Origin of the sequence: Geodermatophilus sp. CPCC 206100, assembly GCF_048569675.1 — a bacterium.
In the GTDB taxonomy this organism is placed as follows: domain Bacteria; phylum Actinomycetota; class Actinomycetes; order Mycobacteriales; family Geodermatophilaceae; genus Geodermatophilus.
In genome coordinates this window covers 1-12,621 of record NZ_JAQISV010000050.1, presented here as the reverse complement: position 1 = coordinate 12,621, position 12,621 = coordinate 1, and the positions used below count along the sequence as shown (strand labels likewise).

At 74.3% G+C, this 12,621-nt stretch carries 12 protein-coding genes; 7 read left to right on the top strand and 5 right to left on the bottom strand.

Annotated features, from left to right (window positions below; translation table 11 throughout):
• The first annotated feature begins 225 nt into the window (after positions 1-225).
• From PGN05_RS20960 to PGN05_RS20935, 6 genes are all read left to right on the top strand, one after another.
• Positions 226-1,782, top strand: coding sequence for a sugar ABC transporter ATP-binding protein (locus PGN05_RS20960; protein ID WP_419754512.1), 1,557 nt, complete (start codon positions 226-228; stop codon positions 1,780-1,782).
• Complete coding sequence (locus PGN05_RS20955) at positions 1,779-2,966, top strand: ABC transporter permease (RefSeq protein ID WP_419754511.1); 1,188 nt, start codon at positions 1,779-1,781, stop codon at positions 2,964-2,966. The genes PGN05_RS20960 and PGN05_RS20955 overlap by 4 nt, the downstream gene beginning before the upstream one ends.
• Positions 2,967-3,067: 101 nt before the next feature.
• On the top strand, positions 3,068-4,123 hold the full coding sequence (locus PGN05_RS20950; RefSeq protein ID WP_419754510.1) for a substrate-binding domain-containing protein: 1,056 nt from the start codon (positions 3,068-3,070) through the stop codon (positions 4,121-4,123).
• Positions 4,124-4,191: 68 nt separating this feature from the next.
• A complete protein-coding gene (locus tag PGN05_RS20945) occupies positions 4,192-5,361 on the top strand; it encodes a Gfo/Idh/MocA family protein (RefSeq protein ID WP_419754509.1) in 1,170 nt (389 codons plus the stop codon).
• A complete protein-coding gene (xylA, locus tag PGN05_RS20940; RefSeq protein ID WP_419754508.1) occupies positions 5,358-6,515 on the top strand; it encodes a xylose isomerase in 1,158 nt (385 codons plus the stop codon). Before PGN05_RS20945 ends, xylA begins: the two co-directional genes overlap by 4 nt.
• 62 nt (positions 6,516-6,577) lie before the next feature.
• On the top strand, positions 6,578-7,585 hold the full coding sequence (locus PGN05_RS20935; RefSeq protein ID WP_419754507.1) for a sugar phosphate isomerase/epimerase family protein: 1,008 nt from the start codon (positions 6,578-6,580) through the stop codon (positions 7,583-7,585).
• 388 nt (positions 7,586-7,973) lie between these two features.
• On the opposite strand, the gene PGN05_RS20930 is transcribed toward PGN05_RS20935, so the two are convergent.
• The 3 genes from PGN05_RS20930 to PGN05_RS20920 form a co-directional block, all read right to left on the bottom strand.
• On the bottom strand, positions 7,974-8,453 hold the full coding sequence (locus tag PGN05_RS20930; RefSeq protein WP_419754506.1) for a cupredoxin domain-containing protein: 480 nt from the start codon (positions 8,451-8,453) through the stop codon (positions 7,974-7,976).
• 96 nt (positions 8,454-8,549) lie between these two features.
• Positions 8,550-9,488, bottom strand: a complete 939-nt coding sequence (locus tag PGN05_RS20925; RefSeq protein WP_419754505.1) for an alpha/beta hydrolase family protein — start codon at positions 9,486-9,488, stop codon at positions 8,550-8,552.
• Positions 9,489-9,490: 2 nt separating this feature from the next.
• Positions 9,491-9,838, bottom strand: coding sequence for a hypothetical protein (locus tag PGN05_RS20920; protein ID WP_419754504.1), 348 nt, complete (start codon positions 9,836-9,838; stop codon positions 9,491-9,493).
• A gap of 53 nt (positions 9,839-9,891) precedes the next feature.
• Between PGN05_RS20920 and PGN05_RS20915 the strand changes: the two genes are divergently transcribed.
• Positions 9,892-10,422 carry a helix-turn-helix domain-containing protein gene (locus PGN05_RS20915; RefSeq protein WP_419754503.1) on the top strand — a complete coding sequence of 177 codons (531 nt, stop codon included), beginning with the start codon at positions 9,892-9,894 and terminating at the stop codon, positions 10,420-10,422.
• 39 nt (positions 10,423-10,461) lie between these two features.
• Here PGN05_RS20915 and PGN05_RS20910 read toward each other — a convergent pair whose 3' ends face one another.
• Both PGN05_RS20910 and PGN05_RS20905 read right to left on the bottom strand, forming a co-directional pair.
• Complete coding sequence (locus tag PGN05_RS20910) at positions 10,462-10,962, bottom strand: hypothetical protein (RefSeq protein WP_419754502.1); 501 nt, start codon at positions 10,960-10,962, stop codon at positions 10,462-10,464.
• A gap of 113 nt (positions 10,963-11,075) precedes the next feature.
• Positions 11,076-12,621, bottom strand: a 1,546-nt coding sequence (locus PGN05_RS20905; RefSeq protein WP_419754501.1) for a DEAD/DEAH box helicase, incomplete at its 5' end; no start/stop codon positions are given.

Below are 12,621 nucleotides of genomic sequence, written 5' to 3'. Positions count from 1 at the left end.
CGCGGGCGCGGCCGGCCGCCACCCGCGCCCGGTTTCGACCAGCAGGCGGCTGTGTTGCGGTTCGGTAACCCGCCCTTGACCGGATGGTGACCGCGCTCATAGGTTCTGCGCTCAACCGACTAATGGTCAACGGTGAGCAAAAGTCCTGGGGGTGTCCGTGCTGGTCCGTCCGTCGTCCCCCGCCGCCGTTGCCGTTGCCGCAGCACCGAGTGCCGGAGGCCGCTGGTGACCGCACCCCTGCTGGAGATGCACGGCATCGTCAAGACCTTCCCGGGCGTGCGTGCGCTCGACGGCGTCGACCTCGACGTCCGCGCCGGTGAGGTGCACTGCCTGCTGGGCCAGAACGGGGCCGGCAAGTCGACGCTGATCAAGGTGCTGGCCGGGGCCCACCAGCCCGACGCCGGGCAGATCACCTGGCGCGGCCAGCCGGTCTCCCTGACCACACCGCAGGCGGCGATGTCGCTCGGCATCGCGACGATCTACCAGGAGCTCGATCTGGTCGCCGGCCTCACCGTCGCCGACAACATCTTCCTCGGCCGGGAGTTCTCGCGGCTGGGCATCACCCGGCCCGCGGAGGGCAACCGGCGGGCCACCGCGCTGCTCACCCGGCTCGGTCACCCGGAGATCCGGCCCACCGCCGAGGTCGGGTCGCTGTCGGCCGCCTCGCAGCAGATGGTCAGCATGGCCCGGGCGCTGTCCCAGGACGCGCAGCTGATCGTGATGGACGAGCCGTCGGCCGTCCTGGACAACGAGGAGGTCGAGCGGCTGTTCGCGGTCATCCGCGACCTCACCGCGCACGACGTCGCGGTCGTCTACATCTCCCACCGGCTGGAGGAGATCCGCGCGATCGGTGACCGGATCACGGTCCTCAAGGACGGCCGCACGGTGGCCACCGGCCTGCCGGCGCGGGACACCCCGACCCGCGACGTCATCACGCTCATGACCGGCCGGACCATCGAGTACGTCTTCCCGGAGCGCCGCACCCAGCCGCACCTCGACGAGGCCCCGGTCCTCGAGGTGGAGGGGCTGGGTCTGGCCGGCAGCTTCGCCGACGTCTCCTTCGCCGTCCGGCCGGGGGAGGTCGTCGGGCTCGCCGGCCTCGTCGGCTCCGGGCGGTCGGAGATCCTCGAGACCGTCTTCGGCGCCCGGCACGCGACCGCCGGGACCGTCCGCGTCCGCGGCCGCCGGCTGCGGTCGGGGGACGTCGGCGGCGCGGTCGCCGCGGGCGTGGGCCTCGCGCCCGAGGAGCGCAAGAGCCAGGCGCTGCTGCTGGGTGAGTCGGTCTACCGGAACATCAGCATCTCGAGCCTGGCCCGCTTCGCCCGGGGCGGCTTCCTCGCCGGCACCGCGGAGAAGGCGGCCGCGCAGGAGCAGGTCCAGGCGCTGGACGTGCGCCCCGCCGACGTCGACCGCGAGGTCCGCACGCTGTCCGGCGGGAACCAGCAGAAGGTCGTCCTGGCCCGCTGGCTGCTGCGTGACTGCCGGGTGCTGCTGCTCGACGAGCCCACCCGCGGCGTCGACGTCGGGGCCCGGGCGGAGATCTACGCGCTGATCCGGGAGCTGGCCGACCGCGGGGTCGCCGTCGTCGTGGTGTCCAGCGAGATCCCCGAGGTCCTGGGCCTGGCCGACCGCGTGCTGGTGATCGCCGACGGCGCGGTCGTCACCGAGCAGCCGGCCGACGCACTCGACGAGCACCGGGTGCTCGACCTGATCATGGAGGGCACGGGCCACACCGGCCTGCCCGTGCCCGCTGGAGCGCAGTCCGAAGGGGACGTGGCATGAGCGGAAGCACGACCGCGACGACCGGTGGAGTGGACAGCACGGCCCCCGGGCCCGCTGGCGCGGCACCGGGTGGCCAGGCCGGGAAGGGCCCGGGCTTCATGTCCGGGCCGGTCGGCCGCAACCTCGGCCTGGTGGTCGCCCTGGCGATCCTCTGCATCGTCGGGGTGGTCACCGCCGGCGACCGCTTCGCCGACGTCGACAACGTGCTGACCATCCTGCGGCTGGCCGCCGTCATCGGCGTGGTCAGCATCGGGATGACGTTCGTGATCATCGGCGGCGGCATCGACCTGTCGGTCGGCGCGCTGGCGGCGCTGGCCTCGGTCTGGGCCACCACCCTGGCCACCCAGCAGATGGCCGAGGACACCCACTGGATCGTCATGGTGTTCACGGCGATCGTCGTCGGCACCGTCGCCGGGCTGGTCAACGGCGTGGTCATCGCCTACGGCAAGCTCGCCGCCTTCATCGCCACCCTGGCCATGCTGGCCGCGGCCCGCGGGCTGGCCGAGATCATCGCCAACCGGCGCACGCAGATCATCCAGGACCGCGACTTCCTCGCGTTCTTCTCCGGCGACGTCCTCGGCATCCCGACGCTGGTGATCATCTTCGCGCTCGTCGCCGTGGCCGGCTGGGTGCTGCTCAACCGGACGACCTTCGGCCGCCGCACCTTCGCCGTCGGCGGCAACGCCGAGGCCGCCCGACTGGCCGGCATCCGCGTGCAGCGGCACACCGTCAAGCTGTACGTCCTGTCCGGCATCACCTGCGGCATCGCCGCGGTCATGATCATGGCCCGGACGACGACGGGCAGCTCCACCCACGGCACCCTCTGGGAGCTGGACGCGATCGCCGCCGTCGTCATCGGCGGAACGCTGCTGATCGGGGGCCGCGGCACCATCGTCGGCACCGTCCTCGGCGTCCTGATCTTCACGACGCTCGGCAACGTCTTCACCCTCAACAACCTGTCGAGCTCGGCGCAGGCGGTGGCTCGCGGCGTGATCATCGTCGCCGCCGTCCTGCTGCAGCAGCGCCTGGCCACCGGCGGCTTCAGCTTCCGCCGGCCGACGGCGGGCAGGTCCCCGGGCGCACCCGTCGCCGCCGGGTCCCCGGCCGGCGCCGTGTCGGGCGGGACCACCGCGGACGGCGGGCCGGGCGGAGCACGCCCCGGGGACCCCGGCACGCACCCGTGAGACCCCCGGCGCGCGCCGCGCGCCGGCCCGCACCACCTGCACCACAGCCCCCGAGACCACCTGGCACTCCGAGCCAGGGAGGCGATACCCGAGGAGAGAACATGTCTGCAGCGAGGCAGCGCCCCTACCGGCGCCTGACGTCCACCGCGGTGGCCCTCGTGGGTGCCGGCGCCCTGATCGCCGGCTGCACGAGCAACACGCCGGAGGAGGAGTCGAGCGGTGGCGGCGGCACCAACGTCGCCAGCTCGAACGACGAGACCGGTGACACCGTGACCATCGGCTTCTCGGCCCCGGCCGCCGACCACGGCTGGATGGCCGGCATCACCGAGGCCGCCCGCGCGGCCGCCGAGGAGTACGAGGACGTCGAGCTCAACGTCGCCGAGGGCACCAACGACGTCGGCGCCCAGATCTCCCAGGTGGAGACCTTCATCAACCAGGGCGTCGACGCCATCGTGCTGCTGCCCTTCGACGGCGCCGCGCTGACCCCGGTCGCGCTGCAGGCGATGGAGGCCGGGATCCCGGTCATCAACGTCGACCGCGAGTTCAACAGCCCGTTCGCCGCCCGCGCCACGATCCTCGGCGACAACTACGGCATGGGCGTCTCGGCCGGCACCTACGTCTGCGAGCAGGTGGGGGACAACCCCAACGCCGTCGTCGCCGAGATCGCCGGCATCGACTCGCTGCCGCTGACCCAGGACCGCAGCCAGGGCTTCGCCGACGCGCTCGGCGAGTGCGGGCTGTCCGTCGCCAACCGCGTCGCGGCCGACTTCACGGTCGAGGGCGGCGAGGAGGCGGCGGCCAACCTGCTGCAGGCCGCGCCGCAGATCGACGCCCTCTGGAACCACGACGACGACCAGGGCGTCGGCGTCCTGGCCGCCATCACCAACGCCGGCCGCGACGAGTTCGTCATGGTCGGTGGCGCTGGTTCGGCCAACGCCATGCGGGAGATCCAATCCGGGGACTCCGTCCTGCAGGCGACCGTCATCTACCCGCACACCCAGGCCGCCGACGGCATCCGCCTCGCCCGGCTGATCGCGCAGGACAAGTCGTTCTCCGACCTGATCTCGCCGGAGGTCCCGCGCGAGATCGTGCTGAACGCCCCCGTCGTCACGGCGGACAACGTCGACCAGTACATCGACCGCGCCTTCGAGTCCTGACCGACGGGGAGCCGCCGGGTGGGATCCCCTCCCACCCGGCGGCTCCGCCACCCCGAGGAGCCCACCGCATGACCTCCACCCTCGGCGTCGGCCTCATCGGCTACGCCTTCATGGGCGCCGCCCACTCCCAGGCCTGGCGCACCGCCCCCCACTTCTTCGATCTCCCCCTGCGGCCGGAGCTGACCGTGCTGGCCGGCCGGGACGCCGCCCGGGTGGCGGACGCCGCCGAGCGGCTGGGCTGGTCCGGCACCGAGACCGACTGGCGCCGGGTGGTCGAGCGGCCCGACGTCGACCTCGTCGACGTCTGCACGCCCGGCGACACGCACGCCGAGATCGCCATCGCCGCGCTGGACGCCGGCAAGCACGTGCTGTGCGAGAAGCCGCTGGCCAACACCGTGGCCGAGGCCGAGGCGATGGCCGAGGCCGCCGCCCGCGCCGCGCGCCGCGGCGTGCGCTCGATGGTCGGCTTCACCTACCGCCGGGTGCCGGCCATCGGGCTGGCCCGGCAGCTGGTCGCCGAGGGCCGGGTCGGGCAGATCCGCCACGTGCGCGCGCAGTACCTGCAGGACTGGATCGCCGACCCCGCCGCGCCGATGTCGTGGCGGCTGGAGAAGGACAAGGCCGGCTCCGGCGCCCTCGGTGACATCGGGGCGCACGTCGTCGACCTGACCCAGTACATCACCGGGGAGCGGCTGACCGGCGTCAGCGCGCTGCTGGAGACCTTCGTCAAGGAGCGGCCGCTGCCGGCGGAGACCGGCAGACTGTCCGGCGTGGGGAGTTCGGAGACCGGCACCGTCACCGTCGACGACGCGGCCCTGTTCACCGGCCGGTTCAGCGGTGGCGCACTGGCCAGCTTCGAGGCCACCCGCTTCGCGCTGGGCCGCAAGAACGCCATCCGGATCGAGGTCAACGGCTCGGCCGGGAGCCTGGCGTTCGACTTCGAGGACATGAACGTCCTGGAGTTCTACGACGGCAGCGAGCCGGCCGCGATCGCCGGGTTCCGCCGGATCCTGGTCACCGAGCCCGAGCACCCCTACGTGGGCGCGTGGTGGCCGGCCGGTCACGGTCTCGGGTACGAGCACGGCTTCACCCACCAGGTCGTCGACCTGGTGACCGCGATCGCCAAGGGCGAGGACCCGGCGCCGTCGTTCGCCGACGGGCTGCAGGTCCAGCGCGTGCTCCACGCCGTCGAGCGCAGCGCCGCCGCCAACAGCACCTGGACGGAGATCCCCGCGTGAACCTCACCCCCACCAAGGACGACAAGTTCAGCTTCGGCCTCTGGACGGTCGGCTGGCAGGGCGTCGACGTCTTCGGCGGCCCCGTCCGGCCGCGGCTGGACCCGGTGGAGGCGGTGCACCGGCTGGCCGAGCTGGGTGCGGCCGCGATCACCTTCCACGACGACGACCTCGTGCCGGACGAAGCGACCCGGGAGAAGGAGCTCGCCCGTTTCCGCGACGCGCTGACCGAGACCGGGCTGGTCGTGGAGATGGCCACGACCAACCTGTTCTCCCACGCCGTGTTCAAGGACGGCGGGCTGACCGCCAACGACCGCGACGTCCGCCGGTACGCGCTGGCCAAGGTGCTGCGCAACCTCGACCTGGCCGCCGAGCTGGGCGCCCGGACCTACGTGCTGTGGGGCGGCCGGGAGGGTGCCGAGTCCGGCGGGAGCAAGGACGTGCACGCCGCGCTGGACCGCTACAAGGAGTCGATGGACCTGCTCTGCGGCTACGTCCGCGAGCGCGGCTACGACATCCGGTTCGCGCTCGAGCCCAAGCCCAACGAGCCGCGCGGGGACATCCTGCTGCCGACGATCGGCCACGCCCTCGCGTTCATCAACGACCTCGAGGAGCCCGACCGGGTCGGCCTCAACCCGGAGATCGGGCACGAGGAGATGGCCGGCCTCAACTACGCGCAGGGCATCGCCCAGGCGCTGTGGCACGGCAAGCTGTTCCACATCGACCTCAACGGGCAGCACGGCCCGCGCTTCGACCAGGACCTGCGCTTCGGCGCCGGCAACCTGCGCGGGGCGTTCTGGACCGTCGACGTCCTGCAGGGCGCCGGCACCGGGCCGGCCTACGACGGCTACGTCCACTTCGACTACAAGCCGCCGCGCAGCGAGGACATCGACGGCGTGTGGGAGACCGCCCGCGCGTGCATGCGCAACTACCTGGTCCTGCGGGAGAAGGCGCGCGCCTTCCGCGCCGACCCCGAGGTGGCGGAGGCGCTCGCGGCCGCCCGCGTCGACCAGCTCGCCGTCCCGACCCTGGCGCCGGGGGAGTCGCTGGCCGACCTGCGCGCCGAGGCCCACGACCCCGAGGCGATGGCGCAGCGCGGCATGCACTTCGAGCGGCTCGACCAGCTGGCCATGGACCACCTGCTCGGCGTCCGCTGAGCGACCGACACCCCGGGGCTCCCCACCGAGGGAGTCCGGCGACGACCTGAGGAGGACCCCGCATGCCCCGTCCCGTCACCCTGTTCACCGGCCAGTGGGCCGACCTGCCGTTCGAGGAGGTGTGCCGGCTGGCCTCCGACTGGGGCTACGACGGTCTGGAGATCGCCTGCTGGGGCGACCACCTCGACGTCGAGCGCGCCGCGAACGACGACTCCTACGTCGCCGACCGCCAGGCGCTGCTGGAGAAGTACGGCCTGCAGGTCTTCGCCATCTCCAACCACCTCAACGGCCAGGCCGTCTGCGACGACCCGATCGACGAGCGGCACCGCGGCATGGTGCACCCGCGCGTCTGGGGCGACGGCGACCCCGAGGGCGTCCGGCAGCGGGCCGCGGAGGAGATGAAGACGACCGCCCGGGCCGCGGCCAAGCTGGGCGTGACGACGGTCGTCGGCTTCACCGGGTCCAAGATCTGGAAGACCGTGGCGATGTTCCCGCCGGTCCCCGAGTCGATGATCGAGGACGGCTACCGCGACTTCGCCGACCGCTGGAACCCGATCCTCGACGTCTTCGACGAGGTGGGGGTGCGCTTCGCCCACGAGGTGCACCCGTCGGAGATCGCCTACGACTACTGGACGACGGTTCGCACGATGGAGGCGATCGGGCACCGCGAGGCCTTCGGGCTCAACTGGGACCCGAGCCACTTCGTGTGGCAGGACCTCGACCCAGTGTCGTTCATCTGGGACTTCAAGGACCGGATCTACCACGTCGACTGCAAGGACGCGAAGAAGCAGGTCGGCAACGGGCGCAACGGCCGGATGGGCTCGCACCTGCCCTGGGCCGACCCGCGCCGCGGCTGGGACTTCGTCTCCACCGGGCACGGCGACGTCCCGTGGGAGGCCTGCTTCCGGATGCTCAACACCATCGGCTACGACGGGCCGATCTCGGTGGAGTGGGAGGACGCCGGTATGGACCGCCTGATCGGCGCGCCCGAGGCGCTGGCCTTCGTCCGCCGGCTGGCGTTCGACCCGCCGGCGGCGGCGTTCGACGCCGCCTTCGCCAGCGGCAACTGAGAGAGGACCCCGTCCTCCTCACCGCTCGCAGGCTCGCGGCGAGCCTCGGGACGGGGCCAGGAGCCGAGGCGGGACCCCGTCCTCCTCACCGCTCGCAGGCTCGCGGCGAGCCTCGGGACGGGGCCAGGAGCCGAGGCGGGACCCCGTCCTCCTCACCGCTCGCAGGCTCGCGGCGAGCCTCGGGACGGGGCCAGGAGCCGAGGCGGGACCCCGTCCTCCCCGCCCCTCGCGAGCTCGGGGCGGTGCCCGGGACGGGGCCAGCGGCGGGACCCTGCCAGGCCTCGGCCGGGGGAGGGTCCGGAGGATGGGCGGCGAGCGGGGGGTCCCGCCGCCCACCCTCCGGGGTCGGGAGCCGGTCCGGAGCGGACCGGCGTGGTGCCAGGGGGTGTCAGGCGGACACCGTGACCGGGACCTCCATGCCGTTGGCCCGGTGCGCCCCGACGCTGCAGTAGAAGAAGTAGTCGCCCTCTTCCAGGGTCACCTCGAGCGTGGCGGAGCTGCCCGGCTGGAGGACCTCCGTGCCGGCGACCTCGGCGCCGTCCCGCTCGACGATGAAGTCGTGCGGCATGTTGCCGGTGTTGGTCACCTCGAAGGTGTACGTGCCGGCGGAGTACGAGTCCTCCGACAGCTCGAAGTCGAAGTCGACCGCGTTCACCGTCACCGCCTCGGCCGCGGCCTCGGTCGCGCTCGAGGGCGCGGGGGCCGCCGGCGCGGACGACTCCGTCGCGCTGGTCTCGGCCGCGCTGCTCGTGGTGCTCCCGGACGCGGCGTCGGTGCCCCCGTCGTCGCCGCCGCAGGCGCTGAGGCCGAGGCCGAGAGCGAGGACGAGCGCAGCGGTGCGGCGGGCGGAGTTGATCTGCAGGGGCACGGGATCTCCTCGGGGCCTGCGGTCAGTCCCGCCGGGTCGGCAGGCACCGCTTCGTCCGAGATACTGCAACTTTGTAGGACTTGACGGAAGCCCCCTTCACAGGGGGTTCTCAGCCGGCGCGTCGGCGTGGCACGCGCGCCGGCACCAGGTGACCACCGTGTCGAGCACCTCCGGGTCCACCGGCCGGCGCAGCTCCGCGCGGTAGCCGCGCAGGGAGGCCTGCCCCGGCTGGCGGCGGAGTGTGTGCGTCAGGTCGGGCACGAGGTGGGTCTGCACGGGGCTCCGCACGGTCGCCGCGACGACCTCGAGGTCCCGCGGGGGCGCCTGGACGTCCTTGCTCCCCGTCAGTGCCAGCACGGGGACGCGCACGCCGGCGAGGTCGGTCCGCGGGTCGTGGTCCAGGAACTCGCGGGTCCAGCGCGCGTTGACGCGGACCCCGCCGAGCCGGGCCACGTCGGTGGTCGTCGCCCGGACCCGGGCGTGCTGGGTGGCGACCTTCGCCTCCAGGTCGGTGCGCAGGAGGCGCAGCAGCAGGCGCACGGGTGCGGGCAGTGTGGGGCCGAGCTCCCGGGCCTGCCAGCGCAGCAGCTCGTCGCCCGGGGTGGCGCTGGTCGACAGCAGGACGACGCCCCGGACCGGTGCCCCGCGCGCGGCGAGCGCGGCACTGAGCAGGGCGCCTTCGCTGTGGCCGGCCAGCAGGAGGCGGGCCGGGTCGACCTCGGGCCGGGCGGCCAGGGCGTCGAGCGCCCGGCCGAGGTCGTCGACGTTGTCGGTGAACCCCGCGGCCCGCCAGTCGCCGGGGCTGGCGCCCACGCCGCGCTTGTCGTAGCGCAGGCTGGCCAGCCCGCCGGCGGCGAGAGCGGCGGCCAGCTGGCGGGCGACGTCGAAGCGGGCCCGCCGGTGGTTGGAGTCGCGGTCGAGCGGACCCGAGCCGCTGGTCAGCACCACTGCCGGCACCGGGCCGGGCGAGTCGGGGAGGGTCAGCGTGCCGGCGAGGGGCGGCGCGCCGGGCACCTCCACCGCGAGCTCGCGCACGGTCAGCGCCCCGCGGCGAGGGTGCCGGCGACCGCCGTCGCGTCGTCCGCCCCGACCAGGAGCGTGTCGAAGCGCTGGCCGGTCAGTCGCACCCGCACGGCCGGCTGGCCGCGGCGCACGGACACCAGCGTCTTCTCGCCCTGGCCACGCCAGGTGCCGATCTTGCGGACGCCCGGCAGACCCAGCCCGGGGGCGCGCACCCCGCGGGGCGCCGACAGGCCGTCGGGCACGGAGTCCACCGACGTGACCGCCGAGCGCGGGACCTCGAGGTCGCGGAGCAGGCCGAGGAGCTTCTCGGCGCGGGACAGGGTGACGCGGACGGTCTGCGAGGTGGTCGTGATCGTCGCCATGGGATTATCGTTCTCGATCGAGCGACCATTGTCAATCGTGAGAAAGGTGAGCCGTGGCGACCGCCGACCTGCTGCTCCACCCCGTGCGCTTCCGCGTCGTGCAGGCGTTCCTCGGTGACCGGACGCTGACCACGACCGACCTCCGCGGGCTGCTGCCGGATGTCCCGGTGGCGACGCTGTACCGGCACGTGGGGGTGCTCGCCGACGCGGGCCTGCTGACCGTGGTGGGCGAACGGAGGGTGCGCGGCGCGGCCGAGCGCAGCTACCGGCTGGTGACCGCGGCGGCCTCGGTGGACGCCGCGGCGGCCGCGACGATGACGCCGGAGGAGCACCGGCGCGCCTTCGCCACCTTCGTGGCCGCGCTGCTGGCCGACTTCGACCGGTACGCGGGGGCGGACGACGACGCCCGGCTCGACCTCGCGCGCGACGGTGTGGGGTACCGGCAGATCGGGGTGTGGGCCACCGACGAGGAGCTGGGCCGGCTGGTCACCGACCTGCGCGCCGTCCTCGCCGCCGCGGCCGAGCGACCGCCCGACGGGGCGCGCCGGCGACGCCTCGTCACGCAGGTGTTCCTGCCGGGCTGAGCCGCGGGGCCGGGACGGTGTCCCGGCCCCGCGGCGAGCTCACTCGGCCCGGCGGGCGGCGCGGGCCGCCTTCTTGTTGGCCTTGACCAGCGTCTTGGCGGCCTTGCGCACCCGGCGCGGCTCCCGGTCGATGGTGCCGCGGGTGAGCAGGCCGACGCCGATGCCGAGCAGCCAGACGTCCTTGGCGACGGTCAGGCCCTCCTGGGTCGGGGCGAGACTGCCGGGCTTCCGCATGCCGGGCGTGTTGAGGTAGAGGCCCAGCAGGCCGCCGGAGAACGCGGTCAGGGCGGCCCCGGCGACCGCCGTCGGCACGAACGGCGTCAGCAGCAGGCCGCCGACGGCGATCTCGCCGTAGGCCAGCGCCTTGGCGAACTGCTGGGGCGGCACGTCCTTGAGGAACGGGTAGGTGCCCGCGGCGAAGCCGTGCAGGCCGGCCGCGGTGCCCTCGTCGGCGCCGCGCTTGCCCAAGCCGCTGTTGAGGATGAACGCGCCGGCCGAGAGGCGCGGGCCGATCTCGGACAGGGTGATGGGCAGTCGCATGGTGCACCTCTTCGTCGGGTTCTGGTCCAGGGCTCAACGACACTCTGGACGACCCGTGCCGTGCCCACCACCTCGGGGGTCAACCGTTCCCGGTCGACCCCCGAGGCGTCGGGTCAGCGCCCGCCGCGGCGGGAGCGGCCGCTGAACCCCGCGGCCGAGTGCGTGCCGGCACGGGCAGCGAGCTCGGCCCGGGTGCGCGCGGGGCCGGCCGGGCGGCCGGAGGAGCCACCGCGAGCCGACGTGCCCGCGGCCGGGGTGTGCCCGCCGGTGGTGCCGCCGCCGGTGCCTCCGCCGGAGCGGCGGCGACGGCCGCCGCCGCCGCCCTGACCCTGCGGCTGCGCAGCCGGCGCGGGGGCGGGCTCGACGTGCGGCGCGGCCGGTCCGGTCAGCGCGGCGATCTCGCGGGCGCCGGGCTTGACCGCCGACACCTCGGGGGTGATGCCGGCCTGGCGGGCCAGGGTGCGCACCTCGCCGGCCTGGTCGGGCGTCGCGATGGTGACGACGGTGCCCCCGGCCCCGGCCCGCGCGGTGCGGCCGGAGCGGTGCAGGTAGGCCTTGTGCTCGGCCGGCGGGTCGACGTGGACGACCAGCGAGACGTCGTCGACGTGGATGCCGCGCGCGGCGATGTCGGTCGCGCACAGCACGCGGATCTCCCCGCTGCTGAACGCCTCGAGGTTGCGCTCGCGGGCGTTCTGGCTGAGGTTGCCGTGCAGGTCGACGGCGGGGACGCCCGCGCCGGTCAGCTGCTTGGCCAGCTTCTTGGCCTGGTGCTTGGTCCGGGTGAACAGCACGCTGCGGCCGAGGCCCGAGGCCAGCTCCTTGACGATCTGCCCCTTGTCGGCGGCGTCGACCCGGAACACGTGGTGGGTCATCGTCGACACGGGCGCGACGGCGGGGTCCACCGAGTGCGTCGTGGGGTTCGACAGGTACCGCTTGACCAGGACGTCGACGCCGTTGTCCAGCGTCGCGGAGAACAGCAGCCGCTGGCCCACCTTCGGCGTCCGGTCCAGGAGGCGCTTCACCCCGGGCAGGAAGCCCAGGTCGGCCATGTGGTCGGCCTCGTCGAGGATGGTGACCTCGACGGCGCCCAGGTCGGCGTGGCCCTGGCCGATGAGGTCCTCGAGCCGGCCGGGGCAGGCGATCAGCACGTCGACGCCGTCGGCGAGGGCGCGCACCTGCGGGTTCTGGCCGACCCCGCCGAAGACGGTCGTCGTCCGCATGCCGAGCGCGCGGGCCAGCGGGTCGACGACCGCGGCGACCTGGTTGGCCAGCTCGCGGGTCGGCACGAGGACCAGCGCGCGGGGCCGCTTGGGCGACCGCCGGGTGGTGGAGGCGGCGAGCCGGGCGACCAGCGGGAGGCTGAAGGCCAGGGTCTTGCCGGAGCCGGTGCGGCCCCGGCCGAGGACGTCGCGCCCGGCGAGCGTGTCGGGCAGCGTCGCGACCTGGATGGGGAACGGCGCGGTGATGCCGCTGGCGGTGAGCACCTCGACCAGCGGGGCGGGCACGCCGAGCTCGGCGAAGGTGGTGTCGGTGGGCAGCACGGTGGCGACGTCCCCGGCGGGGACGACGGGGGCGGGCACCGGGTCGGCCTGCGGGCGGGCGGGCGCGCCGGCGTGCTGCGCGCCGGCCGGCTGGCTGCCGGCGGGGCGGCCGCGGCCG

Excerpts from the sequence above, each read along its gene's own strand:
- PGN05_RS20955 (WP_419754511.1), top strand. The coding sequence starts at position 1,779 with ATGAGCGGAAGCACGACCGCGACGACCGGTGGAGTGGACAGCACGGCC.
- PGN05_RS20950 (WP_419754510.1), top strand. The coding sequence starts at position 3,068 with ATGTCTGCAGCGAGGCAGCGCCCCTACCGGCGCCTGACGTCCACCGCG.
- PGN05_RS20945 (WP_419754509.1), top strand. The coding sequence starts at position 4,192 with ATGACCTCCACCCTCGGCGTCGGCCTCATCGGCTACGCCTTCATGGGC.
- PGN05_RS20935 (WP_419754507.1), top strand. The coding sequence starts at position 6,578 with ATGCCCCGTCCCGTCACCCTGTTCACCGGCCAGTGGGCCGACCTGCCG.
- PGN05_RS20920 (WP_419754504.1), bottom strand. The coding sequence starts at position 9,838 with ATGGCGACGATCACGACCACCTCGCAGACCGTCCGCGTCACCCTGTCC.
- PGN05_RS20910 (WP_419754502.1), bottom strand. The coding sequence starts at position 10,962 with ATGCGACTGCCCATCACCCTGTCCGAGATCGGCCCGCGCCTCTCGGCC.